The organism is Fulvivirga sedimenti, assembly GCF_020328055.1.
In genome coordinates this window covers 670,175-695,771 of record NZ_JAIXNE010000003.1, presented here as the reverse complement: position 1 = coordinate 695,771, position 25,597 = coordinate 670,175, and the positions used below count along the sequence as shown (strand labels likewise).

The following is a 25,597-nucleotide window of genomic DNA, read 5'->3' as shown; positions in this document are numbered from 1 at the left end:
ATATATTGGAACGGTTTCGTGTAAGGATACCTCAAAATTTACGATATGAACTTGTCAGGTATTGATTTGCTTCAGATTCATCGAACAGTTGGGTGCCGTTATTCCAATGGAGAGTTTTATTTGGAAATCGGTTTGCTACAACTCCTAGGAGTATGGCTTCTGTAAGCCTTGCCGCGTATGAAAATGGCGCACTGCAGGTATCATTTCCCAGGCAGGCGTCAACAAACTGGTGGTAATGATTTGCCGGTTCCAGATCAGGATAATCAACCGGCTCATATTTACCATCAACGATCAATTTTGGGAAATCCCAGTGTGGAAGCAGGAGGCGACCTTTTTCGCCGATAAACATAGAACCCTGTTCGGGTAAACTTTCCATGTTTGGCAACCGAAGTTCTTCATGGTCCGTTGGTGCTCCCGGCCCATCATACCAGACCCATTTCAAGGTATCGGTTGTAAACTCCGTTCCCGGGAATTCATAAGTGACGACGTTGTTTTCGGGGTAGCCAAATCCGTTGGGTTCCCGGCATTGGGTCGTGATGGTTGCCGGAACGTCCAGCGAAAGAGCCGTGTAGGGTGTATCAAAGATATGCACACCCATGTCACCCAGGGTTCCGCATCCAAAATCGAGGACCTTGCGCCAGTTGCCGGGATGATAGTATCCATCTTTATACTCACGTTGAGGGGCAGTTCCCAACCAAAGATTCCAGTCGAGGTTTGCCGGAACAGGGTCGCTGCCGGTGGGTATGGGGCCGTCGTACCCCCAGTTTTTCGGAGACCAGGCCCGAACCGTATGGACTTTCCCGATGATTCCGTTCTGGATGAGGTGAACTGCGGAGCGATATTCCTTGAAGGAATGGATCTGTATCCCCATTTGAGTTGTCAGGTTTTTGTCTGCTGCCATCTTCCGCACTGCCCGGGCCTCAAGTACATGATGGGTAAGAGGCTTCTGACAATATACAGGTTTATTCATTTCCATAGCCATTAAGGATGCCGGGGCATGTGTATGATCGGGAGTAGATATGATCACAGCATCGATCTTTTTGGCCATTTTATCAAAGAGAACCCGGTAATCACTGAATGTCTTTGCTTTTGGATGAAGAGATGAGGCGGCCGCGAGATTATTGCTGTCCACATCACACAAAGCAACCACTTTCACCATTTCATGGGAGGATATATCTCCAAGATCGGCCAGTCCCATTCCGCCCACGCCGATATGAGCGGTTCGTAAGGTGGATTTTTTTACAGTGGACCAGACATGGGAAGGCAGTAGGGTAATGGATGAAAACGCTGCGGCAGATTTTATAAAATGTCTTCTTTTCATGGGATGGTATGGTTAAGAGGTGATTCCTGGTTGAAATATGTAAATAGTACAGTGGAAATACAAGCCCGGTCTGTTCAATATATATTTTTGATTTTGAATCTCGCGTATCTAACGGGCTCAGGCGACATTTACGCCAAATAAATATCCGACAAGAGCTGCTAGTCCCATAGCGCAAGTTCCCCAGAAGGTATTTTTATGATTTTGCTCGCTACGCCGGCCTCTCATGTTCATAGACCTCTTTCGAAGATGGCAGGAAGATTTTTTAAGAAAGGATTATGGCATCGATTTGAATTGTCAATAAAATAATCAATGTATATTATGGTTGATAAACATCAAAAAGAATTTTCGGCCATGAAACGAATAGCCAATGACGACTCGGGTGCGCACCGCAGAAAAGGACTTCAGTATAAACTCACGAACAAAGAAATTGAGCAATATCATGAGCAGGGATACCTGGTCTTGAATGATGTCCTTACCGAGGAGGAGGTGGCTTTTCTCGAGCCGTGGTTCGATCATTTTGTCGAGGGAAAGGAAATGGATCGGATGGGAAGGGATTTTTGTGATATGTCCCAGCCGTATGGCACTCCTATGGAGGATTTTCAGCTGGTGAACGCGATGCTTCCTAGTACCTACAGGAAGGAGCTGGAAAATAATATCTTTCACCAGATCACCCAAAATATAGCTGATCAATTGTATTCCGGAGGAAAGGCAGCTATCGATTATGAGCAATTTCTGGCCAAAAAACCATCAAAAGAGGGGGCAGAATTTGCCATGCATCAGGATTTGGGCTATTGGCCAAAAACGAAGAATACATGGACGGCTACGTTTTCACTGGCCCTGACGGATTCAGACCTGGAGAATGGGTGCTTGCAGGTGCTGCCCGGCACCAACAAGGAGCCCGAACTGCGCAAACATGTTCCGAAGAAATACAGTGATGGTGACGGTAATGCGGGAATAAACAGGGAAGATTCGCATACCCTTGTAATTGAGACAAATCCGGACGATGAGGTGGTTTATTTGCCGGTCAAGCGGGGAAGCGTGACCATTCACGATGAACGCATTGTGCATGGATCAGGAGGTAACAGCTCGCCTCACTGGCGCAAAACATATGTAGTGGCCTACAGAGATACCAAAACTATTGATGAAGAAAGGGCTATGGGTTTCACCCATTCACATAACGATAAGGTGAATTGGGATGAAATCATTAAGTGACCTTTTAGATTCCCCGTTAATAGGTAATGTTGCTGTAATCTGTCTGATTGATGGTTTCGATCCATTCTGTCTCAAGCTCCTTCAGACTTTTACCCGTTCTGTCGGTAAGACTTTTCCTGTTGCCTTGCCAGATATCCTGTACAACCGGTCTGCCATACGTTTCATCGAGAAATTTCATAAAGCTTCCCGCTAACGGATAGGAGAGCAGGTCGTCTGTTTTTCCAAATTGACCGGTAAGTTTTTTCAGTGTTAAAAAACGGCCGGAATCCTTCAGGTAATGGGCCAGTGCATGCAGTTCATAGCCGAACCATCCTCCATCGGAATAGACGGCCATACCCTCGTTGATCCATCTGTCAGGAACACCCCACTCGTTCATGGCCATAACATGGAACAATTCATGAGATGAATATATGCTCCGAATTCCGCCTGAGCCTATGGCTGTGAATGCATTCAGTTTGTGAAAGGCCGTTCCATTGGTTTCATAACCCAGGAGGTCTTTCATTTGAGCACGGGAATTAACTATATAAACATGCACTTTGTGGTCATATTCCGGGCTCTTCATGAATTCTAAAATAGCAGTTTTCATTTCCGGTAAGCGCTGCCGGATTGTCCCGAGATTTTCCTCCGTCCAGCTCGCAGCAATAAAATAGATGGTAAAACCTTCGATACTGTCTTTGTTCCATTCAAACGGACTCCTTCTGAGTTCTTCTGACAACGGATCCTGGCATAAAATTTCTTGTGAAAAAGAGAGTGAGAGAATCAGGGAAATAATCAGGCTGCGCATGGCCAATAAAGTTAAATTATATAAACCATTCTGCCATCCTTTTAATCCTTTCGCGGCCCAACCCGGTGGAAGGCTATTCAGCGTTAAAATCAGGACTTATTTGAACCGGTTACCAGCGAGGAATGCTGCTGCCGGTGATGTTTTGCCCGACTCAGCCATCTCAGCCAGCAGTTCTCCAACGGCACTGGCAAACTTAAAGCCGTGGCCGCTAAAGCCCCCGGAAAAGATAACATTCCCGTCAAAGCCAGGTAGATGGTCAATGACGAAGTTTTCATCTGGTGAATAGGTGTAAAGACAAGTTTTCAGCTCCACTGTCCTGCTGTATGAACCGGGCAGGTATTTCTCCAGGAAATCAATCAGCACTTTTTCATCCGAAGAACCCGTATGCCTGTCAACCTGATCGGGATCAGATACTTTCATTCCGGGATAGTGCAGTGCTACCTTGAGTCCGGCCGGACCGCCGAATATTTCTTGCTCCAGCATAGGGAACCCGTAAAAGTCAAAGCCATTCTCCTCCATGTACCAGCATGGGAGTGAACCCAGCCGGAAGCTTTCAGGGTTTTTCGGTTCAACCCAGGCGAGTACCTGCCGGGTGACACGGAAAAGGTCTGACCATTCCGGCACAGTTTTGCCGGCCCATGCCCCTGTGGTGATGATTAGCTTTTTGGCGCTGTAGTTTCCTGCCGTGGTTTTTACATTCACCATTCCCTGTGCATATCTCCAGTCGGTCACTTTTTCATTGGTTCGTATTACCGCTCCTTTTGAAAGAGCCTGGCGGATATATAACAGAATACAACGTTCAGAAGTTAGGAATCCTGCGTCAGGTTCAAATAGCTTTTGATGACCGTCGGGAAGGTTAAATTGAGGAAACTGCTTTTTAGATTCCTCCGAAGTCAATTGATTTAACTGTATATCGTAATCCTGTGCTGATTGCCGGATGGTTTCGAAGAATGGATTTTCCCGGCTTCCGAAGTAGGCGAGACCGGTCTGGAAATAAACCTGTTCACCTGTTTCCTCCTCCAGTTCCTTCCAATTCTTATAGGCCTTTTGGAGCAGCGGTACATACCTGGTGTCCTCACCGTATGCTTTCCTGATTAGCCGGCTTTGTCCGGTATGTGAGCCGTACGAATGTGGAATATCAAATTGCTCCAGGCCTAATACCTTGAAACCCTGCTTTGCCAGATAATAGCAGGCAGAGGACCCCATGCTGCCCATGCCAATGACGATCACATCGAAATTCATTTGAGGGGCCGGATCCTTCAGCCTTAAATGAACATTTTCAAGTAGCTCGTTAAATGACTGCCCGGGCATGACGTATAATATTATATTCCTTCGCGGATTTGTCGGTTATATTCTTCAGCAGAGAACTGCCCCATTGACTTTAGAATGCGGTTATTTTCTCCCATTTGCCAGAATTCAAATCCACTTACCTTCACGGCATTTCCCGTTCCGCCTGGTCCTGTATTTGTGCCGGTCAAAGTCCAGTGAAATTCTGTGCCATCCGATTTGGTAACAAGGCTGTCGAAGCTGACGACCATGTCGGGCAGATCTGTCATAAATCCTCTTGCAACCTCGGTAATGGAGGATCTCCCAATAGCAGGTGAGCCTTCATTGACTTGTAGTGATCCATTTTCCTCAAAATACATGGCTACGAACCCCGGCCTTTTACAGGACCAAGCCTCAGCATATCCGCGGGCAAAGATTTCCATATTGAATCCTTTCTGATTTTCCGGCAGTTCATGGACCGTCCAGGCAATATTCAGCAATTTCCATGTGTCTCCATCTTTTACGAGCATCATATTGTTGATTTCACGTTTGCCGGGAATTCCGAAACGGTTAACAACGGCATCGGCCTGAACCAGGGCCAATCTGCCATCCGTAATGATCATATCATACTCGCTTACAATTTCGACATAGGGGGTTGGGTCACCATTTTCAATGCCGGAAATGAATTCCCCGAAAGTAATCTCCCTGTTTTGCCAGGAACCATCCTTTTGGGAAGTGATACTGATAAAGCCATTTTCACTTAGCAAGCTTTTAAGGTCCTCTACGTTGTAAGTGCCGGCAGCAAGCAAAATTCTTTCTACAGCCGACTTTACTTCACCTTCCGTAGGATCCGAAGAATTGAATGGAGTTTCTGCGGCAACTTCATCTGAATTATTGTTGACAGAAGGGGTTGAATCACAACTGATAAATACTATCAGCAGGATCATGCATATAGTCAAATCCTTAAATGATGATCTGTTCATTTTTTAGGGTGTTTGGTTATTTTCGATTTTTCAACTCAGTTTCCAGGCGCTGTACAAGGTACGACGTTTCCTCAATTACACCATTCAGATGATTGATACAGTCTTCGTTGATCCAGTAATGAACGGCAGCATTTCGAAGATACTTCTGCTTATTGTTTCTCAGGTCGTTTGATATTTCACTGATCGTCTGATTTCCGAAAAGCGGCTCTGTGAAGGGTTCATATTTCAATGCGTCATTCTCAGTATAGAATGGCGCATCCACGGGTAGAGCCCAGTTGGTGTTGACCTGAAAATTGGACTCCACGAATTTGTAGTTCGCATAGTGATTTACGATAAGATCCCGCAATTCAGTATCCTTGATAACAACCAGGTTGCCTGTGCTGGACAGATCCTCAAAGGTTGAGGTCGATGGATTAAAGAAAGGATAATGGCAACCGTACATGAGATAGTCTGTCACAGTCTTCCATAGTAAAGTATCACCGCTCTCGGCATCATTGAACGCTGCCGACATATCACGAATCGTTTGATTTCCTTTTTGCAGTTCTTCGATGCCCTGGTTGAATGTGAGCAAGTCCTGCTGGTTTTCCAGCATTAATCTTTCCAGGTACAACTTTTCCTGTTGGTCCTGCTTTCTTCCTTCATTCCAGTTATTGATCTGCAAGGCAATTAAAATGCCGATAACCACAAGCACTATTTCCCCAAGGGCATAGACGAGGTACCTGCCTGCCGGCGACGAGGCTTTACTGATTTCATTTGCGCCAAGCAATTTCTGGCGAATTTTCCTGAAGAATTTTAACAATATTTTATGATCCAGATTAGTTGCCGGCAATATTCAATGTTACCGGTATGTAATAAAATAAAGTTGGCAGTAATTTCCTATCGACATATGGAATTCGATTTTCTGAGGTATAGTAAATGCTTCCGTCCGTTAAATTCCTGGGAAGGGCTGCAATGTCATCTTACTTTTTGACGAACCGAATGGCCGTACCGCCGCCTGGCGCCAGTTTCAATTGTATCGTGTCCGAAGCTGTTACATCCCGGGTTGAGATGGCTACCTCCGAGGCATTTTTATTCCAGGTAATCCCATCGGGATCCGCATAGATCTGCGCCTCATAAATGGAATTCGGATCAAGAAACGATAAACTGATTTGCAATGAGCGACTCTTCTCATTCGTCAGGCTGCCCAAATACCAGTCATCACTGTAACGGTCCTTTCTAACTGTGGTGATATATTCCCCGATTTCTCCATTGAGAACTTTGGTGTCTTCCCAATCTACAGGAACATCCTGGAGGAATTTGAATGCCGGATTGCCGTCATAATTTTCCGGCAGATCTGCCAGCATCTGAATAGGCGAGTAGAGCACAACATAAAGCGCCAGTTGCTTGGCTGCTGTGGTATGTACATCACGCCCTTCATAGCCCTGCTTTATATCCACATCAAGGATTCCGGGGGTGAAATCCATCGGGCCTGCGAGGAACCGGGTAAAGGGAAGTGTTGCCGTATGGGACGGCGGATTACCTTCGCTCCAGGCATTGTATTCCTGTCCGCGCGCGCCTTCGCGGGACATCATATTGGGATAGGTTCGTCTTTCACCAGTATCCTTAATCGGTTCATGAAAGTTAACGGTCAGCTGATATTCCACAGCCTTATCAAGGACATACCGGTAATAATTGACTCCGAATTGCCCGTGGTGCCACTCTTTCATATTGAGGCGCGAACCTACCTGGCCGATCTTTACATCATGAATCCCTGCCTCCTGGTATAATTTCATGCCCGCATCTATCTGCTTGAGATAATTAATAATATTGGAACCGGTTTCATGGTAGCCAATAATACTCACACCATTTTCCCTGGCATAATCAGTTACTTTATGAAGGTCGAAATTGTCGGCTTCCTCGGTAAAGCTGAACATATGCATGGCATTCTCGTACCAGGCCGGCGTCCAGCCTTTATTCCATCCTTCGATAAGCAGGTGGTCGATCCCCAATTTTTTACAGTAATCAATGTATTCCATGGCATGCTGGGTGGTGGCACCCTGGATCGGACTTTCCCAGAAGGAATATTTACCTATATGCATGGCCCACCAGATACCGAGATACTTATGCGGCTTTATCCAGCTGGTATCTTCCAGTTCGTTTGGATCATTCAGGTTTAAAATGAGATAGGAGGTAATGAGCTCCCCGGGTGTTTCAGCAATTTGAATTGTACGCCAGGGGGTAGTGAAGCCACCATCGGTCTTTACCCTGTCACCATCAGCCCAGGGTACAAGATCTGCCTTTAATTCTGTGCCACCGACTCTTGCCAATGTCATACTTGCATAATTTTTCAGGTTGGCTTCGTGGAAGCTCAGGGAAAGCCCGCTATTACTTTTAATGGTGAGAGGAGTATGCACAGTATCCAGCGTACTTACGGATGATTTATTTGTCAGGTATTCATACCGGTTGTCCTGGTAGGCCCCAATCCACCATGCCTGACCGTCTTCACTCAGGTTGAAGCTTGTTAGCTCGTCCATGATGACGAGGCTGTCGTTGTCCTGCTTCAGATAGATATAACGAAAAGCGACACCATCATCATAAGCCCTGAACTGCAATTCAATGCTTCTCCCTGATTCGCCTGTTTCCTGTAGCGTGACCGACAACTGGTTAAAGTGGTTTCGTATTCTGCTTTTCTCACCCCAAACCTGATCCCACGTCTCATCAAATGTTGTTTCTTCACTTTTAATCATTTCTAAATTCCCATACAATGGCTCACTGTCCTTGAAGCGGAATCCAAGTGTTGAGTTGTTTAGTACCATTTGGTCACCATGTGAAACGCGATATACCGGTGTTCCGTCAATCAACTCAAAGGTTATGGTATTCACCATGTTAGGGGAAGATAATTGAAAACTTTCGGGACTATCGGCCGGAGCACAGGCAGTAATGAAGAATAATGTAAGAATGATTAAAAACAGACGGTTGATCATTTTATGTAATTAGATTGAATTACAAATTACAAATTTTTAATAATGAGCGTAATTAAGGCATCATGCTTTGCCGTCGGACTTGATTAATTCATCATTCAACCGGATGCATATCTAATTCCAGTCCTTCGAAATATTCAATACGATTTGGAATCGTACGTGTGATTGTATTTTTGAGGGATTCCGAGATACGCCCGGGTCGGTAGCGAAGGGCGAAGTAAAGAAGATAGGTTTCGGCAATATCCTCCCGCTGCGGGTTGTCCCGTGCATAGGTAGAAATGAAATTTCCGTCGGCCTTTTGTGCTGCTATCCAGCCGCTTGAGCTGGCATGTTCTGCGTCGAGGGACGTATGGGATGCCTCGTGAACAAAGGTTTCTTCCAGGATTCCATCGTTTTCATAGAGTGTGGACTGGCCGGTATGGATCAATAGATTATTATTTCCACCGCCAAAAGGCTCTGTCCCCCGATGTATCCAGACGGTTTCGACATCCTTGCGAAGCGCGGTGGGCAATCGACCGATGACTTCGGCATACTTAAGTGATAAAACTTCACCGGCATCCTTTCCAAACTCGGGGTTCACCTGGATCTCAATTTCAAGTCCGTCATCAAAGACAGCATCAAAAAGAAAAGGGGTACTGTTTATCCAGTTATTTACCCGCCTGTCATACATCACCCGCTCTGCCTGACCGGAGTAGGAAAGACTAACAAAAGTGGTAGGGTCGTCTTCGGTGATAATGTCGGGATCCAGGAAGATCGTTCCGCCAAAAGGGGGCACTGCAGGTGCCGGAGGGGGTTGAATATTCTCGCCTTCACCATCGGAACCGCAGCGGATAAGCGAGATCAGCAGAAAGATAATAGTGATTTTGTGGATTAGTTTCACGGGTAGAGAATTAGGCCAGGTATATAGATATGCTACTCCTCAGTTTTGATGAATGCCGTGCTTACGATATTGTTTTCAACCGGGTCAAGAGAATTCAGGTAGACATAGATAGCCCCAAGGTCTTCATCCGTCATTCGGCTGAACCATTCCCATGACATAGGCGAGGTTGCAAAAACCCGGCCGGCTCTGAAGCGTGTGATCCAATCTTCCATGGTTTTGAACTGTGCGAGCTTGCTTTGCGGATGAGGAGTTAAATTGGGGGTCTCGAACATCAGGTTCGGATCGAGGCCGTTGGCAATATTGTATTCAGCGTCTGTTTCCATGAGCAGGCCTCCTGAGAATTCGGGGGCAATCGCCTGGAATGTCATATCATCCCTCTTTGTATGGCAGGCAACACAGTTCGCCACAAAATTGGCCAGATATTTTCCTCTTTCCACTGTCGCTTCCATTGGCGGGGCTTTCTTCATAGGGCTTGGCTCATATACTGGTTCAAAAGTGGAAGAAAAGCTTCGAAGTACCTTTCCCATCATTGACCAATTTGGTGGAGGAATTTCTTTTTTTACAGGTTCGAGGGAACGGAGGTATGAAACGACTGCAATCATATCATCGTCGGCCATATTCCAGAATGGCATCATTAGGGCAATGGAAGCACGGCCATTCGGCTTCACTGCATGGCGCATCATGCGAAAGATCTCTTTATCTTCATAACGACCAATTCCGGTTTCGGAATCCGGGGTAAGGTTTGCTGTCGTAACCTCCCCCATAGGGCCCATATTGAACGTTTCTCCCCCGGAAAGATTTTCAGTATGACAAGTTGAACAATGTGCCGGACCGTTCACATAATATTCACCCAGTGCAATTACGGCTGAATCCGTGGAAGATGTTAATGAGGGGTAGGGGATGTCATACACTTTGTCCCAGGTAAATTGAACATAGGTGAATGAAACAAGAAGTGCAATTACGATGACTGCGACCAGTCCGAGTAGTATTCGTTTGAGCATTGGTAATAGGGTTATAGGTTTTGCCAACGCCTCTGCCAAAATCAAGGTAGCGAATAAATTGGAATATACCCTCTTTTCACAAGAGACTTTATTTCAATAAGTTATGAGATATATATAACCGCGAAGGATAAAACTCCAGGTAAATAAGTCACGTCATGGATTAGTCAACTCCATGATCAGTGCTTCTTTGAGATTTGCTTTGTCACCGAATGAATCCGGGTTGAAACGGTTGTTGTTGCTCAGAATAATGATGGTTTTATTACTGCTTAGAATCCGTACCAGCGCAGAATTGGATCCAAGGATTCCACCTCTTCTTTCCATGATGTACGGTGCAGGTGAAACGTACGGATACTTGTAGGTCCATACGCTATACCCTGAATAATTATATTCGGGATAGGATTTGAACATCATTTCTTTGCTTGCTTCAGTCAGGAGTGAATTTCCGTACATTGCCTGGTCGAGTTTTAGCAGATCTTGAGCGGTTGAATACATGCAACCGGCGGCATAAAAGTTTTCAATATGGAAAAGGGGATCTTCTATACGGTTATTGTCCGGATCAATTGAAAAGGAGTACGCAAAATCTTCGGGATATTGATCTTTACCAAGGAAACCCGTGTCATTCATTCCCGTTTTATCCAAAATACGGACCTTCACTGATTGTTGCCAATTTCTGCCATCGATTGATTCGATGATCATTCCGAGCAGCACATAATCGATGTTGGCGTAATTGAACTGCTCAAACCGACTTGATTTGTTTTGCAGGGTAGCATCAACAAATTCTTCCGGAGACGTTTTGGATTGATAAATCAGGTCCGACTCATTTGGTAATCCGGAAATGTGCAAGAGCAGGTGATGAATGGTAATCTTGCTGGATTTTGGTATATCGATCCCGGGCAACAGCTCAGCAAGATTATCAGTCAAGCTAAGTTTGCTTTCCTCGACAAGCTGCATTATGATGATAGCCGTAAACATTTTAGTGATAGAGGCAATGCCGAAACGCGTGGAGTTCCCGACAGGCGTTTGTTTGCTGGCGTCGGTATATCCGAATGATTTCTGATAAATCACTGAACCTCCGTCGGCCAAAAGGACTGTGCCTTCAAAGTAATTTTCCGAAGCGGCTGACGTCACAATACTATCGATCGTTGACAATCGCTGTCCTTTGGTTTTTATTGAAATAAGTGAAATGGCAAATGCAAGGAGTAAGCAGAATGAGTAGGTAATTTTCATGGTGGAATAAACTGAAGGTTAACACTGCTGGAGATATTAACAAGTTAAAGCCTTAAAAGGATTTTGTAAACAGCATTTTTGTACGTTTATGCAAGATAGGAAAGGTGCAAAACTGCCTGATCCACCTTGCATTCCTCAACTTATTCTGCCATCTTCCTCTCCACACCAACGTACAATATTTGATGAAGAAAGTTGTCTTGCTTGTCGCTGTGCTGATGTCCTGTACAGTCAGGGAATCTATTGAGCTGGACGAAAACGATAATTTGCTCACTTTGCAGGTAGGTGGAAGTCCGGTTCTTACCTATCATAAGACCATTCAGTTTCCCCCTGATACAATGCCGGATTATTATCAGCGAAGCGGGTTCATACATCCACTGTATACTCCGAATGGGAAAGTTGTTACCGATGGATTTCCTGCCGGACATCCACACCAGCACGGATTATTTTTTGCGCTGGTTAATACCACCTTCCGCGGCATGCATACCGATTTCTGGAATCAGCAAAATGGTACGGGTACGGTACGACATGTTGAATTATCGGAGAGATATGATGCGCCCGCATCATCCGGATTTATTTCAGAACTTGAGCACCTGGCAATTCACAACGGTGATACGACTCGCGCGCTTGGAGAATTTTGGGAAATCAGGGTTCTGCCTTCTACCGATGCTTACAGGGTGGATTTTATCAGCCGGCTCTTTGCATTTGATACGGTTCACGTCAATGAATATTTGTATGGCGGACTTGGTTTCAGGGGAAGTGCGGAATGGAATGACCTTGAATTTGAACAGCCGGGTGATGTCAATTATATCGGGACAAAAGGAAAGGGAGGGTTTCTTACCTCAACGGGTAAAACGAGGATGGACGGCAACCATAGTCATGAGCGTTGGGTGAGCTTTCACGGACAGATTGACGGAGATTCCGCCGGTGTACTGATTATGGCGCATCCTGAAAATTTCCGGTTTCCGCAGGCCGTCCGACTGCATCCTGTAATGCCTTACTTTTCCATATCACCCATGGTCGATGGCCCGTTCGACCTGGTACCTGGTGATACACTTGTCTCCCGGTACAGAATCATTACCTATGATGGCAATCCGACAGTTGAATGGATGGAGCAGGAATGGCAAGATTGGACAGGGGTAAAGTAGACGAATACGCCCATACAGATGATTAAAATCAGAAATAATTCTTTGTGATTGCCCATATCATTTATTAATATTGACCGACCGGTCAGTCAATTAATAATGAACCAAAAATTATGACCTCCAGAAGGCATTCAAGGAACGAAGAGATACGTGAGGCAAGCATTGGTAAAATACTCGATGCTGCATTAGAGTTGTTTTCTTCCCATGGCTATGAATATACCTCGATGAGTCAGGTTGCCAGGCAAGCGGGGATATCCAAGGGGCTTATTTACAATTATTTCGAAAGCAAGGAACAAATGCTGTATGCGATGATTGAAAACCTTCAGAAAGGTGAGGAGAAGTATCTTGAGCTATTTAAGGAGGATGATGCCCGGTCAGTTCTTGAAAACATGTTTACACTTTTCTTTCAGGAAATTCAGGAGAATACACGTGTCTGGCGCATGATCACTGCTCTTTCCCTTCAGCTGGATAAGTTTGACTTCATCCATGACATGGCCCAGCAGAAATTCAACGCCTGGAATGAATTGATCGGAAGGCAGTTACTCAAGATCGGGTATCCAAATGCAGAAAAGGAAACAAAGCTCCTGACAGCGCTCTTTGACGGGATTGGGTTGCACTATCTCATTATTCGGGAGGATTACCCCCTGGAAGAGATGAAGGATTTTCTCATTCAAAAATATTGCCGCTATGAAAACTAGAATTGTCACATTGCTCTTACTGCTGCCGCTAATTTCATATTCGCAGGACGCTACGGAGATCATTAAACGTGTGGATGCTAAAATGAGAGGAAACTCTTCTTCATCTACCATGACAATGAAGATCATACGGCCCGACTGGACACGTGAAATAACCATGGAAGGATGGTCATTGGGAACCACGTATTCTCTGATACTTATCAAATCTCCGGCGCGTGATGCCGGAACCGCATTTCTCAAGCGGGAGAAGGAGATCTGGAACTGGCAGCCTACTATCGACCGTGTGGTGAAGCTGCCGCCTTCAATGATGAGTCAGTCCTGGATGGGCTCTGATTTTACAAATGATGATTTGGTAAAGGAGTCATCGGTGGTTTATGACTACAATCACTTCATTCGCGGCGATACAACCATCAACGGGTACGACAGCTGGAAAATCGAAATGATTCCAAAGGAGGATGCAGCAGTTGTCTGGGGACGCATTATGATATACGTGGCTAAACAGGATGATATTGAGCTGCTGATCAGGTATTATGATGAGGATAATTACCTGATCAATACAATGGTCCTTTCAGAAATAAGGGAAATGGATGGCAGGGTTATCCCTACCCGCATGGATATGATTCCTGCAGAGAATCCGGATCAGCGGACCGTGATCATTTACCAGGAAATGGAATTTAATATCGACCTTTCAGAGAGTTATTTTTCTATTCAGAATATGAAACGAATGCGTTAATCTTATGTTGTTCAAACTGGCATGGCGGAATATTTGGCGTAACAAAAAGCGAACGGTGATCACAATCGTGAGTATTGCCTTTGCGGTGGTTCTTTCCAGTATCATGCGCTCCATGCAGCTGGGTTCCTATGAACGCATGATCGATAACAGTGTCAAGTTTTACACAGGATATATCCAAATTCATAAAAACGGCTATTGGGACGAACAAACGCTGAACAATGCATTCATGCCTTCCGATACTTTAATCGATGGACTGGCCGGGATTCCGGATGTTGAAGCAGTCGTACCACGGCTGGAATCCTTTGCGCTGGCATCCTTCGGCACACAAACCAAGGGAACACTCGTAATCGGCATGGATCCCGAAAAGGAAGCGTTTCTTACCAACATCGACTCCCGAATCGTAGAGGGCAGTCCTGTGAATATTGATGATCAGTCCGTTCTGATCGGCAAGGGCCTTGCAGATTACCTTAAAATGTCGGTGGGTGATACGATCGTGCTTATTGGCCAGGGGTATCACGGTGTTAATGCTGCCGGGAAATATTTGGTCTCGGGATTAGTCGAATTTGGTCTGCCCCAGCTGACAAACCAGGTTGTTTTCATGCCGATGCCGGCGGCACAGTACTTTTATGGTGCCGATGGTTTGCTCACAGCCATCTCGATTGTCACCACTCACCCAAGACACGTTCCGAATATTATGAAGGGTGGAGGCGAATTGATCGATGAGGGAAAACTTGAGATCATGGATTGGCGGACAATGATGCCTGAGCTTATCCAGGGAATTGAGATCGACAATGTCTCCGGTCAGATCATGCTCATGATGCTATACATCGTAATCGGATTCGGAATGTTTGGAACATTTCTGATGATGACCATGGAACGGTTATATGAATTTGGTGTGCTGTTGGCCGTAGGAATGCGTCGCTTCCGAATTCAATTAGTTGTATTCCTGGAGATTGTTCTTCTGTCGCTGATTTCGGTATTGGTGGGCTTTGCCTTGAGCATGCCGGTTATCAGCTACCTGTACTTTCACCCGATTCAGCTTCCGGGAGAATATAAGGAAGCATTTGAAAAGTTTGGCATTGAGGCGATTTATGTCTTTAGTATTCAGCCGGTAGTATTTACAAGCCAGGCATGGGTCGTGTTTTTTATGGCACTGATTTTAAGCGCTTACCCGATGTACAGAATCTGGAAATTACAACCGGTGGAAGCGATGCACGAGGGACGTTGATGAATTTATAAGATGAAAATGTTATTAACAATAGCGTGGAGAAATGTCTGGCGAAGCAGGGGCCGCAGCCTTGTGGTAATCGGCTCCATTGTGGTAGGAATATGGGCATTAATTGCCATGCTCGGATTTATGAACGGGTTTACGATCTCATATGTGAATGGAGCAATCCGCTATGAGATATCCCATATTCAAATCCACCATCCGAAATTTCAGGATGATTATGACATCCATTATTTCATTCCGGATGGATTTGAAGTGGCTGAAAAAATTTCAGACAAGCCCGGCATTAAGGCTGTTTCCCCCAGGAGTGTTGTGGATGGAATGATCTCTTCTCCCCGAAAAGCGAGCGGTGTGCGAATCATGGGTATTATTCCGGACGCTGAAAAACGTGTTACGCGCCATGACTCACTTATTGTGGAAGGAGATTATTTTACCGGTGACTTGCGAAATCCTGTTGTATTGGGAAAAGAACTTGCCGAGGAATTGAAAGTGGGTCTTGGAGACAAGGTGGTGCTTACCTTTCAGGACATGGACCGGAATCTTGTGGCAGGAGCATTCCGGGTAGAAGGGCTGCTGGAAACAACTTCACCAGCTATCAACAAAGCACGGTCATATGTTCAGATAGAGGATCTGAACCGAATTCTCGGAACATCCGATGATATTCACGAGATTGCCCTGCTTGCCGATAACCCCGACCAGGTACCCGCATTGCGGAGTGAGCTTGAATCGATGTTGCCAGAGATGGATGCTGAGTCCTGGCAAACAATCGCGCCGGAGCTTGAATTGTTTCTGTCGATGACCGACAGCATGTTATGGGTTCTTATTGGCATCATCATGATTGCACTGGTTTTTGGAATCATCAACACCATGCTGATGGCAGTCCTGGAACGTTTTCGTGAACTGGGAATGCTTATGGCGATTGGGATGAACAGAATGCGGATTTTCCTGATGATTGTTATTGAAACCCTGTTTCTTTCCCTTGTCGGAGGTCCACTCGGAGTTCTTGCCGGATTGCTTACCATTCATTGGTTGGGGATACATGGCATAGATCTGAGCGCGTATTCAGAAGGCCTCAAGGAATTTGGCTACAGCAATATTCTGTATCCGTTTGTTGAGAATAAAACGTATGTGATCGCTGCTGTGGGTGTGGTAATTACGGCAATATTAGGGGCTTTGTATCCTGCGTTTAAGGCCATACGGCTAAATCCAACTGAAGCTTTACATACCGTATAAAAATTACGTTTATGGAACCAACAACAGCAAAAAAGATAGTAATCCGAACACAGGACATTTCAAAAACCTACCATGAATCTAAAATTCCTGTTCAGGCACTGAAGGATGTTGACCTGGAGGTTGCTGAAGGAGAATTTACGGCAATTGTAGGTCCATCAGGTTCCGGGAAGACAACTTTTCTGAATATTCTCGGCGGCCTTGATAACCCGACAACAGGGACGATCGAAATTGACGGGACGGATATTTCGAAGTTGAAGGAATCGGAACTGATTGATTTCAGGCTGCATAACATCGGGTTTGTATTTCAGCAGTATAACCTCATTCCTGTATTGACCGCAAAGGAGAATGTGGAATTCATAATGCTCCTTCAGAAAAGACCGGGCCATGAAATGAAGGAACGAGCCATGAAGCTACTGGCGGAGGTGGGACTGGAGGACAAGGCCAATGTCAGACCTTCTGAACTTTCCGGAGGCCAGCAGCAGCGTGTGGCCGTAATTCGGGCGCTGGCGTCCAGACCGAAATTTATCCTTGCCGACGAACCCACGGCCAATCTTGATTCCGTTTCAGCAGCCAATCTACTGGATATGATGGCTCGTATGAACAGGGAAGAGGGTATCACTTTTATTTTTTCAACGCATGATCAGCGCGTCATCGATAAGGCACGCAGGGTAGTAACGCTTGAAGACGGAGTTGTCAAATCTGATGAGGTACGTTCTTAGCACCATATTCCTTTTAATTTTTCTAATGGGTAGTCTCCAGGCACAGGAAGAAAAGCCTAAAAAGTTCTTTGTTAACGGGTACCTGAAGGAAATGATTTCCGTGAATCATATTGGCGATAGTTCACTGGTGGATAATCTCATCCATAACCGTCTTAATTTCAAGTGGTTTCCAAAAGACAATTTGCGGTTTTACGGTTCACTCAGGACAAGGCTGTTCATTGGGGAAACGACGAAATATTATGAAAACTTCAGTGATTTTATAGAATATGACACTTATTTCTTCGACCTCACCTGGACGGTTTTAGATGAAGACGCTGTTCTGTTGCACACCATGATCGACAGGCTTTATATGGAATGGATTAGGAAGGACTTTACGCTGAAAGTAGGGCGGCAGCGTATCAACTGGGGCATCAATACGGTCTGGAATCCCAATGATATATTCAATGCCTATTCCTATTTTGATTTTGATTATGAGGAGCGCCCGGGCACCGATGCAGTTCGTTTGGAATACTTTACAGGAACCAATTCCAGCATTGACGTGGCTGTGAGCCTTCCGGCTGAATCCAGAAGTATCACAGGGGAAGAAAACAATACAATGTCTGCTGCCATCATGTATAAAACCAATAAGTGGGATTACGACTTTCAGTTCCTGGGTGGTTATAGCCGGGAGAAATGGGTACTGGGTGCCGGCTGGGCAGGAAATCTGGGAAGCGCCAGTTTGAAAGGGGAGATGACCTACTTCTATCCCCGAAATATCAGGCCCGAGGATCCAAAGGCCCTGGTAGCCACTGTTTCCATTGACCATTCCATTGGTAATTTCTTCTACAATGTTTCATATCTTATTAATTCTGCGGGACCTGTTGAGCTGGGCCCGGAAGGGTTGATCCGGCTAAGCAGCCGGGCGCTTACCGCTAAGAACCTGTCACCCTACCGGCATTCGGCATTTGTTCAGGGTAGTTACCAGATCCATCCATTGGTTAATGCCGGCATGGGGATAATGCTGTTTCCACCCAACAAGGCCATGTTCCTGTCTCCCTTCGTGACCTGGAATATGCTTCAGAATTTTGACCTTGACTTTATTGTCCAGGGATTTTATGGGGAAGATTTTATTTCAGGTGAATTTAAGTCACTCTCTACGTCTTATTTTCTGAGAGGGAAATGGAGCTTTTGATTAGTCAATAGTCAGCCCTCCTGCCGGCAGGCAGGTAGTCAGTAGTCATTGCTGTGAGATATCTTCGTTAATTTATTCAGGTATAGTTAATTTAATCATAATCAGTTTATTCCAGGTGGCGCCTTATAAAATCGATTTCATGAATAAACACCATCACTATATCCTTCATAAACCATATGGGTATCTCTCGCAGTTTGTAAATAATCAGACCAAAAGGAAAAATAAAAAGTTGCTTGGCGAGCTGTATGAATTTGTTCCCGGTACCATGGCGATCGGGCGTTTGGACCAGGACTCAGAAGGATTGTTACTCCTCACAACAGATGGCAAAGTGAGTGCGCAGGTTTTGAGCAGGCAGGTCGAAAAAGAGTATTATGTTCAGGTGGATGGAATTATTTCTGAAGATGCAATCCAACAGTTAAAAACAGGGGTTGAGATAAGTATCTATGGAAAGAAATATGAAACCTTGCCATGCGCGGTATTTCGGCTGAATGAGGTTCCGGATCTTCCTACAAGAAAACGACAGATAAGGGATGAACGGCACGGACCGACAAGCTGGATTTCCATTACCCTTACAGAGGGAAAATTCAGGCAAATTCGCAAAATGACAGCCGCTGTAGGTTTCCCTACATTACGGCTTATCCGAATACGGATTGGAAATATAAATCTGGACAATCTCGCCCCGGGCGAGACAATGGAGTTGGATGGATTAATGGATTTTTTCGATACTATTAATCCTGACTCACAGACTGATGATCAAAACTAAAAACACGCCGAAGTTTCCAGTCTTTTGGTTCAATAATCCAAAGGTGAATGAATTTGGCTGTGGTCCTCAGTTTTGTTGGTGTGTCATTTTCCCGGTCATAGAATTCCTGGTCGCCACTTTGTATTGCGCCATATAGTATCTCACCCTCATACAATGGGAAAACCTCCATTGAACTGTTAACTAATTTTCTATAGGTCCTTTCGCACACCCAGCTGAAATCTTCAACCATGACCTCCGAAGCCAGTTCATCAGCTGAATCCAGCAGAACACCTCCTTTATCGTGATAAAATTCAAAATCAGAACTTATCAGGGTTCGCGCCAGTGCACTGTCGCAATGGTTATAGGCAACATCGAAATACAGGCTATCCAGTGATTTAATCTGTTTGTAAAGATCATCCTGCATATTTGAAATTCCGGGGCGTTCAACCGGTAAATCCATGCCTTCAGAAGATGTGGGTTCTGAATTCTGACATCCGGTGAGGATGAGATTGATGAGTATAATCCAAATGAATGGCTTCATTTTGATAGATATTTAATACTTTATTCATTTCACTTCACAGTGATCTTTCGGAAGGTACAGAAAATGTAGTTCTGAAGTGATCCATGTGGTGTTTTATGATCTGTCTTAAAGCAATGGATTTTCTCAAAGTAAGGATGAAACCGCTGGCAAAGAGTTTTTTCCGAATATTGCCGGATATTAATGCCGCTGCATGTATCAGGCCCCTGTTCTGAAAATGTTCCTATAACCAGGATGCCATCATGATTCATGTTATTGCCGGCGATGTCCGCATATGCTGAAATTTCTTTTTCATCTGTCAAAAAATGAAATGTTGCCCGATCATGCCAAAGGTCATATTTGCCTACAGGTTTAAAGTCAGTCACATCTGAAATGATCCAGTTCACTGTTTTTCCGGCATCTCCCAGTCTGTTTTTTGCATGATTTATAGCAGTTTCAGATATATCCAGAACAGTAATGTCGGTGTATCCAAGTTTGATCAACTCGTCGACAAAATAACTGTCTCCGCCACCGATATCTATAATTTTCGCGTTTAGAGACAGCTGACATTTCAGAAATATGTCGAGGGATATGACAGGCACAGATTGATACCACCCCAGATCCTTTGTTTCTTTTGTATTATAAATCGTATCCCAATGCTTTTTTCTATCTAGTTTATTCATTGATGCATCCAATCAGATAGAATCCATTTTTCAGTGTATGGCGCTTTACATGCTAAATATGTTTCTAACGCTTCACAAATAATAGATTCTTTACCCTGCCGGCAGCAAGCCTGAAGCTTCCGACGCTTCCATCACCTTCGCGGCTAAAAAGAAAAGTTCCATATTGATCGTTTGAAAACATCTCAGACATAACCGCATCAAGGGGTGAAATTTTGTTATCGTTGATATACAACATGAGGGATTCATTCTCCAGTCTGAGGACGTATTGGACATCCAGTTCTTCACTGTAATAGGTTCCCTCAAAATCGGTGAGTTCAGAAACACTGTAGCTTCTTGGCTGATATCTTTCAAACCGCGATGGTGGTTCCTCATTTACTGTAACGACCATGGACCGGTCACCGCTGGTTTCAAATTTCACCAGGACGCTGGCTCCCACATTGATCATTTTAAATTCATCAGGACCGATTGGAACCAGGGCATTCTCACTGTTTTCATTGCGGTAATAACGTAAGGTGTCATCCCTTACATAAATTTTCCTCGAGTAACTGTTTGCTTCACTCCAGAAATCGCCGGCAAACTGTTGAAGCTTTTGTGCCGAAATCTTTTTAACAGTTGCTGTTTTCTTTCTCTGTTGTGGTTCTTCCGGTAAATCCCTGAATTCATTCTCCAGCATAATGTCGGCAATCTGATAACACATGGCGGTTGGGTTCGCATCTCCACGGTTCGCAAAAAGCGCGATTGATAACCGTTGCTCCGGGAAACGAAAAAAATCTGCCCTGAAACCTACGAATGCTCCGCCGTGACTGATGAGTTTTAATCCTCTGTATGTGTCAATTCCCAATCCTGCTGCATAGTCCAGTTCTTTACCGTTGTTCAGTTTGCCTGGCTCTGTCATGACCGACCAGAATTGTCGGGTGAATATATCTGAATCATAAAATGCATCATCCCATTTTTTAATATCATTGATCGTGGTGAAAATACCCCCGTCGCCAATCATATCAAGTGTTGTCATACTGATCTGGTATCCTCCCTCACGTTTGGGCAAATAACCCGAAGCCCGGTTCTTAACGATCATAGTATGATCATTATGGAAGTGCGTATTTGTCATTCCCAGGGGCTCAAAAATCTCCTTCCGCGCAAAATCAGCCATGTTCATTCCTGAAACCTCTTTTACAATTTGCCCTAGAAGCCAATAGCCGGAATTGCTGTAGAGGTACTCATCCCCGGGCAGGAAATTCAGGTCTTGCTGCCGGATAAGCCATTTCATAACATCTTCATCGGTGTAAAAGGTATCATCACCATGCCCTTTCAAATAGGAGATTGCCAGGTAGTCCCTGATGCCGCTTGTATGATTCAATAAATGACGAATGGTTATGGATGAGGCATAGGCCGGAAAATCCGGAAAAAATTTATCAAGTGTATCATCGAGGCTCAGCTTTCCCTGTTCAGACAGGAGTACAATGCAGGCAGCGGTGAACTGTTTGGAGGTGGAGCCAATACGAAACACCGTGTTGGCTGTGTTGGGGATATCATACTCCAGGTTGGCAAACCCATATCCTTTGGCATAGATGAGTTCACCGTTACGTATGATTCCTAACGCGGCACCCGGTGATCCGGGCTGAGACCATTCCGCAAAAATACTGTCGATTGAGGAAAATTGATCTGGCTGCCCGTGTGCATGAATCATGATTTGAAGACAGACCAGGAACAGGAACATTTTTTTCATAACGGGAAGGATGGTTGAATTAATATTTAAGTAAGTGCTTGCAGTCTCAATTCACTTTCTGAACAAGATAATGATTAAATATTATTTTAAATAGGTGATTTTGAAGGGTTCAGGTTCAGCACGAGGCTATTTTCGAATGGAATATTGGTACGGATTCCTTCCCGGTGTTTCTTTTTTTAACTTCGGCAGCCGCTTGAATCTTCCGGAGGCCAGCATTTTCTTTTGGAACCGGCTGCGGTCGAGTTTCTCTTCCAGGATGGATTCATGAAGCTGGTGCAATTCAGGCATGGTAAATTGCTCAGGCAGCAGGTTGTAGGAAATATGCTCACTGATAATATCCTCCTTGAGACGTTTTCTGGCTTCCTGAACAATGGAGGCATGATCCATCCACATATCCGGCAACTCATCCAGACTGAACCAGGCAAACGATTTATCGAAATTGGAGACAGTAGGGTGGGTTTCCCCGATATTTACCAGCGAGTAGTATGCCAGAGTGACAAATCGGGTGTTCAGCCAGAAGTCATCGTTCCATGGCTGACCGGTATGAATGAGAAATTCTTTTATTTCATGACTGAATTTGCGCTGTGAATCTCCGAATACCGACAGGAATTTGAAATGGGGATTTTCCAGACCGGTTCGTTCTCTCAGATTACGTTCCACTGCTTGCTGAACAGATTCATCAAGCTGTATAAACCCGCCGGGAAGGATCCACTTGTCACCAATCTGCAGCAAAAGGCATTTCAGAACACTGTCTTCCTGGCCAATGATCACCAGATCAATCGAAAGGTTTGGCAGGAAATGATCCTGTCCCTTTTCCAGAAATTCTTTTAAATCCATTTACGAAAACAACAATGTTTGTGACATTATGCCACAAAAAATATGTATATTTGTGGCGTTGTGACACAAATATAATCAGAAATAATGAAAAAGGGTTTGAAAGTTTCTTTGATTGTCCTTGGTTCCTTACTTGGACTCCTGCTTATCGCGGCTACTGTAGGTTGGATTTACGTACGTTCTACATTCCTGAATTTTGAAAACGAATACACTGAAAACAAAGATATTCAGGAGGTTACAATAGATGGCTACACGTTTCCTGACCGAAATGGAAATGGTATGCTTGATATTTACGAGGACTCAAGGCGTTCAACATCCGAGCGTGTCAATGATCTGCTTTCACAGATGACCCTTGAAGAAAAGATTCACTTGCTAAAGGGATCGGGATTGGCATCGGCCTTAGGAAATACAGATGCGACAGAAGGAATTCCGGGTGCTGCCGGTACGATTGTGGCGACACCGCGATTGGGCATTCCCACGGTATACCTGTCAGACGGACCCGCCGGTCTGCGTATTGTACCGATCCGTGAAAATGATGATGCCACCTATTACTGCACGGCTTTTCCCATTGGAACCCTGCTGGCTTCAACCTGGAACACAAGTCTGGTTGAGAAAGTAGGTACTGCCATGGGGAATGAGGCCGTCGAGTACGGTATTGATGTAATTCTTGGCCCGGGAGCGAATATTCATCGCCATCCCTTATGCGGGCGGAATTTCGAATATTATTCAGAAGACCCGATCCTTACCGGCTATATCGGAGCCGCTATGGTGAATGGTATTGAATCCAATGGAGTAGGGGCATCGGTCAAACATTTCGTTGCCAATAATCAAGAGACGCGCAGACTTCAAAATGATGCCATCGTTTCTGAACGCGCACTGCGTGAAATTTACCTGAAAGGTTTCGAGATCATCGTTAAAGAATCCCAGCCATGGACGATCATGTCGTCCTACAACAGAGTTAACGGGACCTATGCTTCGGAAAGCAGGGAATTGCTTACAGATATTTTGCGGGATGAATGGGGATTCAGAGGGATCGTGATGTCCGACTGGTTTGGCGGACAGAATGCACCTGCGCAAATAGCAGCAGGAAATGATCTCCTCGAACCCGGCACCAGGCGTCAGTGGGATGCGCTTCGGGAAGCGGCTGCATCAGGGGAACTGTCGGAAGCCGATATCGATACAGCCGTAAAACGAATTCTAACCCTGGTCATTGAGTCGCGAAAGATGCAATCCTATGTTAACGGGAATAACCCTGATCTGGAAGCACATTCAAAGATCACCCGGCAATCTGCTGCCGAAGGCATTGTGCTTCTTAAGAATGATCAGTTGCTGCCACTGAGGCAGCCCAGGAATATTGCCTTGATGGGTGTTACATCCTACGATTTTATAGCCGGTGGTACAGGATCCGGTGACGTGAATGAGGCCTATACGGTTTCTCTCCGGGAAGGACTTGAAAATGCCGGCTTCGAGATCAATGCTGCAGCTGTCGAAATCTATAATCAGCACAAAGCAGCCAATACTGATGCATTTTTTAAGCCTGAAGGCATTAATGCCATGCTGGAACCGTATAATCCACCACAAATCAGCTATACAGATGCCATGTTCGGGGAATTTGCCCAAACGGCGGATATCGGAGTTGTTACTATTGGCAGGAACAGCGGCGAGGGTTATGACAGGGTTGAAACAGATGACTTTTTATTAACCCAGGTGGAAAAGGATATGATTGAGCGTGCGAGTAAGGCATTTCATGCAGTGAACAAGAAGCTTCTCGTCGTACTGAATATTGGGGGAGTGATCGAAACAGCCTCATGGAAAGATCAGCCGGATGCCATTCTGCTGGCCTGGCAGGGCGGACAGGAGGGAGGAAACTCCGTTGCAGACATATTGGTTGGAAATGTGAACCCAAGCGGTAAGTTACCCATGACGTTTCCAGTACATCTTAATGATCACGCTTCAAATGCTAACTTCCCGCTGGACGGCGAGCCTTTTGACTGGAAGACGATGATGTTTTCCAGTGGTGAAAGAGCTGAGGATGAAAAGATCAGGAATAAAGATTATACCCTGTATGAAGAGGGTATTTATGTGGGTTACCGTCATTTTGATAAAGCCGGTCTTGATGTTTCCTATCCCTTTGGTTTTGGCCTTTCATACACAACGTTTGAATATTCCGCTATGGTAACCGAAGTCGTGAATGACACCGTCGATGTTAAATTGACCATTATCAACACTGGTAACCTGGCGGGTAAGGAAGTGGTACAGTTTTATGTTTCCAAATCCAATTCTTCGATTGATCGGGCCCCCCGGGAATTAAAATCCTTCAGTAAAACACCGGAACTTAATCCAGGGGATTCCATTGAAATTTCCATAAAAATACCGGTGGCTGAATTACGTTACTGGAACGAAGATCAGGGGGGCTGGGTACTGGAAAATGGGAGTTATAAAGTACAGGCTGGCGCGTCTTCCAGGGACATAAGGGTGGAAAATGAGATAGAATTGTAATTTACTGTAGGAAATGCCCCGTTGGTGATCATTCCGGACTA

At 45.1% G+C, this 25,597-nt stretch carries 23 protein-coding genes; 10 read left to right on the top strand and 13 right to left on the bottom strand.

The features are described from left to right. Positions 1 to 31 precede the first annotated feature (31 nt). Complete coding sequence (locus LDX50_RS15390; RefSeq protein WP_225698193.1) at positions 32 to 1,321, bottom strand: Gfo/Idh/MocA family protein; 1,290 nt, start codon at positions 1,319 to 1,321, stop codon at positions 32 to 34. A gap of 351 nt (positions 1,322 to 1,672) precedes the next feature. On the opposite strand from LDX50_RS15390, the gene LDX50_RS15385 reads away from it, so the two are divergent. Further along, entirely contained in the window at positions 1,673 to 2,533 is an 861-nt protein-coding gene (locus LDX50_RS15385) for a phytanoyl-CoA dioxygenase family protein (RefSeq protein WP_225698192.1), read from the top strand. 16 nt (positions 2,534 to 2,549) lie between these two features. On the opposite strand, the gene LDX50_RS15380 is transcribed toward LDX50_RS15385, so the two are convergent. The 8 genes from LDX50_RS15380 to LDX50_RS15345 all read right to left on the bottom strand — a co-directional run bounded on the left by LDX50_RS15380 (position 2,550) and on the right by LDX50_RS15345 (position 11,634). Next, positions 2,550 to 3,317 (bottom strand): gluzincin family metallopeptidase, encoded by a 768-nt coding sequence (locus LDX50_RS15380; protein ID WP_225698191.1) that lies wholly within the window; start codon positions 3,315 to 3,317, stop codon positions 2,550 to 2,552. Between the two features lie 96 nt (positions 3,318 to 3,413). Beyond that, the gene (solA, locus tag LDX50_RS15375) at positions 3,414 to 4,628 is read right to left on the bottom strand and encodes an N-methyl-L-tryptophan oxidase (RefSeq protein ID WP_225698190.1); all 1,215 of its coding nucleotides are present in this window, start codon (positions 4,626 to 4,628) and stop codon (positions 3,414 to 3,416) included. 11 nt (positions 4,629 to 4,639) lie between these two features. Next, positions 4,640 to 5,566, bottom strand: coding sequence for an ester cyclase (locus tag LDX50_RS15370; RefSeq protein WP_225698189.1), 927 nt, complete (start codon positions 5,564 to 5,566; stop codon positions 4,640 to 4,642). 16 nt (positions 5,567 to 5,582) lie between these two features. After that, on the bottom strand, positions 5,583 to 6,365 hold the full coding sequence (locus LDX50_RS15365) for a DUF6090 family protein (RefSeq protein WP_225698188.1): 783 nt from the start codon (positions 6,363 to 6,365) through the stop codon (positions 5,583 to 5,585). Positions 6,366 to 6,525: 160 nt separating this feature from the next. Next, the gene (locus LDX50_RS15360; RefSeq protein WP_225698187.1) at positions 6,526 to 8,529 is read right to left on the bottom strand and encodes a glycoside hydrolase family 97 protein; all 2,004 of its coding nucleotides are present in this window, start codon (positions 8,527 to 8,529) and stop codon (positions 6,526 to 6,528) included. Positions 8,530 to 8,620: 91 nt separating this feature from the next. Then, positions 8,621 to 9,406 carry a hypothetical protein gene (locus LDX50_RS15355; RefSeq protein ID WP_225698186.1) on the bottom strand — a complete coding sequence of 262 codons (786 nt, stop codon included), beginning with the start codon at positions 9,404 to 9,406 and terminating at the stop codon, positions 8,621 to 8,623. A gap of 32 nt (positions 9,407 to 9,438) precedes the next feature. Next, positions 9,439 to 10,407: a cytochrome c gene (locus tag LDX50_RS15350; RefSeq protein WP_225698185.1), complete on the bottom strand. Its 969-nt coding sequence runs from the start codon at positions 10,405 to 10,407 to the stop codon at positions 9,439 to 9,441. 153 nt (positions 10,408 to 10,560) lie between these two features. Continuing rightward, positions 10,561 to 11,634 carry a serine hydrolase domain-containing protein gene (locus tag LDX50_RS15345; RefSeq protein ID WP_225698184.1) on the bottom strand — a complete coding sequence of 358 codons (1,074 nt, stop codon included), beginning with the start codon at positions 11,632 to 11,634 and terminating at the stop codon, positions 10,561 to 10,563. 182 nt (positions 11,635 to 11,816) lie between these two features. Here LDX50_RS15345 and LDX50_RS15340 point away from each other — a divergent pair, with 182 nt between their 5' ends. The 8 genes from LDX50_RS15340 to LDX50_RS15305 all read left to right on the top strand — a co-directional run bounded on the left by LDX50_RS15340 (position 11,817) and on the right by LDX50_RS15305 (position 19,318). Then, complete coding sequence (locus tag LDX50_RS15340; protein WP_225698183.1) at positions 11,817 to 12,779, top strand: DUF6807 domain-containing protein; 963 nt, start codon at positions 11,817 to 11,819, stop codon at positions 12,777 to 12,779. A 110-nt stretch (positions 12,780 to 12,889) separates the two neighbouring features. Beyond that, positions 12,890 to 13,474, top strand: coding sequence for a TetR/AcrR family transcriptional regulator (locus tag LDX50_RS15335; RefSeq protein ID WP_225698182.1), 585 nt, complete (start codon positions 12,890 to 12,892; stop codon positions 13,472 to 13,474). Continuing rightward, positions 13,464 to 14,204 carry an outer membrane lipoprotein-sorting protein gene (locus LDX50_RS15330; protein WP_225698181.1) on the top strand — a complete coding sequence of 247 codons (741 nt, stop codon included), beginning with the start codon at positions 13,464 to 13,466 and terminating at the stop codon, positions 14,202 to 14,204. Before LDX50_RS15335 ends, LDX50_RS15330 begins: the two co-directional genes overlap by 11 nt. Positions 14,205 to 14,208: 4 nt before the next feature. Further along, positions 14,209 to 15,432: an ABC transporter permease gene (locus tag LDX50_RS15325; RefSeq protein ID WP_225698180.1), complete on the top strand. Its 1,224-nt coding sequence runs from the start codon at positions 14,209 to 14,211 to the stop codon at positions 15,430 to 15,432. Between the two features lie 12 nt (positions 15,433 to 15,444). Then, positions 15,445 to 16,665: an ABC transporter permease gene (locus LDX50_RS15320; RefSeq protein ID WP_225698179.1), complete on the top strand. Its 1,221-nt coding sequence runs from the start codon at positions 15,445 to 15,447 to the stop codon at positions 16,663 to 16,665. An 11-nt stretch (positions 16,666 to 16,676) separates the two neighbouring features. Beyond that, positions 16,677 to 17,384: an ABC transporter ATP-binding protein gene (locus tag LDX50_RS15315; RefSeq protein WP_225698178.1), complete on the top strand. Its 708-nt coding sequence runs from the start codon at positions 16,677 to 16,679 to the stop codon at positions 17,382 to 17,384. A gap of 25 nt (positions 17,385 to 17,409) precedes the next feature. After that, the gene (locus tag LDX50_RS15310; RefSeq protein ID WP_225698177.1) at positions 17,410 to 18,555 is read left to right on the top strand and encodes a hypothetical protein; all 1,146 of its coding nucleotides are present in this window, start codon (positions 17,410 to 17,412) and stop codon (positions 18,553 to 18,555) included. Positions 18,556 to 18,694: 139 nt separating this feature from the next. Then, positions 18,695 to 19,318, top strand: coding sequence for a pseudouridine synthase (locus tag LDX50_RS15305; protein ID WP_225698176.1), 624 nt, complete (start codon positions 18,695 to 18,697; stop codon positions 19,316 to 19,318). Here the strand turns inward: LDX50_RS15305 and LDX50_RS15300 are convergent. The 4 genes from LDX50_RS15300 to LDX50_RS15285 all read right to left on the bottom strand — a co-directional run bounded on the left by LDX50_RS15300 (position 19,284) and on the right by LDX50_RS15285 (position 23,060). Further along, positions 19,284 to 19,838, bottom strand: a complete 555-nt coding sequence (locus tag LDX50_RS15300; RefSeq protein ID WP_225698175.1) for a nuclear transport factor 2 family protein — start codon at positions 19,836 to 19,838, stop codon at positions 19,284 to 19,286. The two genes, LDX50_RS15305 and LDX50_RS15300, sit on opposite strands and share 35 nt — an antisense overlap. A gap of 29 nt (positions 19,839 to 19,867) precedes the next feature. Then, positions 19,868 to 20,497, bottom strand: a complete 630-nt coding sequence (locus LDX50_RS15295) for a class I SAM-dependent methyltransferase (RefSeq protein ID WP_225698174.1) — start codon at positions 20,495 to 20,497, stop codon at positions 19,868 to 19,870. 64 nt (positions 20,498 to 20,561) lie between these two features. Continuing rightward, a complete protein-coding gene (locus LDX50_RS15290; RefSeq protein WP_225698173.1) occupies positions 20,562 to 22,223 on the bottom strand; it encodes a serine hydrolase domain-containing protein in 1,662 nt (553 codons plus the stop codon). 126 nt (positions 22,224 to 22,349) lie between these two features. Next, positions 22,350 to 23,060: an NUDIX hydrolase gene (locus LDX50_RS15285; protein ID WP_225698172.1), complete on the bottom strand. Its 711-nt coding sequence runs from the start codon at positions 23,058 to 23,060 to the stop codon at positions 22,350 to 22,352. A gap of 84 nt (positions 23,061 to 23,144) precedes the next feature. Between LDX50_RS15285 and LDX50_RS15280 the strand changes: the two genes are divergently transcribed. Beyond that, positions 23,145 to 25,556, top strand: a complete 2,412-nt coding sequence (locus LDX50_RS15280) for a glycoside hydrolase family 3 C-terminal domain-containing protein (RefSeq protein ID WP_225698171.1) — start codon at positions 23,145 to 23,147, stop codon at positions 25,554 to 25,556. The last annotated feature ends 41 nt before the right edge of the window (positions 25,557 to 25,597 follow it).

Bases quoted from the DNA above. Each gene is read 5' to 3' on its own strand.
- LDX50_RS15350 (WP_225698185.1), bottom strand. From the start codon at position 10,407: ATGCTCAAACGAATACTACTCGGACTGGTCGCAGTCATCGTAATTGCA.
- LDX50_RS15345 (WP_225698184.1), bottom strand. From the start codon at position 11,634: ATGAAAATTACCTACTCATTCTGCTTACTCCTTGCATTTGCCATTTCA.
- LDX50_RS15295 (WP_225698174.1), bottom strand. From the start codon at position 20,497: ATGAATAAACTAGATAGAAAAAAGCATTGGGATACGATTTATAATACA.
- LDX50_RS15360 (WP_225698187.1), bottom strand. From the start codon at position 8,529: ATGATCAACCGTCTGTTTTTAATCATTCTTACATTATTCTTCATTACT.
- LDX50_RS15285 (WP_225698172.1), bottom strand. From the start codon at position 23,060: ATGGATTTAAAAGAATTTCTGGAAAAGGGACAGGATCATTTCCTGCCA.
- LDX50_RS15385 (WP_225698192.1), top strand. From the start codon at position 1,673: ATGAAACGAATAGCCAATGACGACTCGGGTGCGCACCGCAGAAAAGGA.
- solA (WP_225698190.1), bottom strand. From the start codon at position 4,628: ATGCCCGGGCAGTCATTTAACGAGCTACTTGAAAATGTTCATTTAAGG.
- LDX50_RS15380 (WP_225698191.1), bottom strand. From the start codon at position 3,317: ATGCGCAGCCTGATTATTTCCCTGATTCTCTCACTCTCTTTTTCACAA.
- LDX50_RS15320 (WP_225698179.1), top strand. From the start codon at position 15,445: ATGAAAATGTTATTAACAATAGCGTGGAGAAATGTCTGGCGAAGCAGG.
- LDX50_RS15330 (WP_225698181.1), top strand. From the start codon at position 13,464: ATGAAAACTAGAATTGTCACATTGCTCTTACTGCTGCCGCTAATTTCA.
- LDX50_RS15325 (WP_225698180.1), top strand. From the start codon at position 14,209: ATGTTGTTCAAACTGGCATGGCGGAATATTTGGCGTAACAAAAAGCGA.
- LDX50_RS15370 (WP_225698189.1), bottom strand. From the start codon at position 5,566: ATGAACAGATCATCATTTAAGGATTTGACTATATGCATGATCCTGCTG.
- LDX50_RS15290 (WP_225698173.1), bottom strand. From the start codon at position 22,223: ATGAAAAAAATGTTCCTGTTCCTGGTCTGTCTTCAAATCATGATTCAT.
- LDX50_RS15310 (WP_225698177.1), top strand. From the start codon at position 17,410: ATGGGTAGTCTCCAGGCACAGGAAGAAAAGCCTAAAAAGTTCTTTGTT.
- LDX50_RS15315 (WP_225698178.1), top strand. From the start codon at position 16,677: ATGGAACCAACAACAGCAAAAAAGATAGTAATCCGAACACAGGACATT.
- LDX50_RS15305 (WP_225698176.1), top strand. From the start codon at position 18,695: ATGAATAAACACCATCACTATATCCTTCATAAACCATATGGGTATCTC.
- LDX50_RS15340 (WP_225698183.1), top strand. From the start codon at position 11,817: ATGAAGAAAGTTGTCTTGCTTGTCGCTGTGCTGATGTCCTGTACAGTC.
- LDX50_RS15300 (WP_225698175.1), bottom strand. From the start codon at position 19,838: ATGAAGCCATTCATTTGGATTATACTCATCAATCTCATCCTCACCGGA.
- LDX50_RS15335 (WP_225698182.1), top strand. From the start codon at position 12,890: ATGACCTCCAGAAGGCATTCAAGGAACGAAGAGATACGTGAGGCAAGC.
- LDX50_RS15280 (WP_225698171.1), top strand. From the start codon at position 23,145: ATGAAAAAGGGTTTGAAAGTTTCTTTGATTGTCCTTGGTTCCTTACTT.
- LDX50_RS15390 (WP_225698193.1), bottom strand. From the start codon at position 1,321: ATGAAAAGAAGACATTTTATAAAATCTGCCGCAGCGTTTTCATCCATT.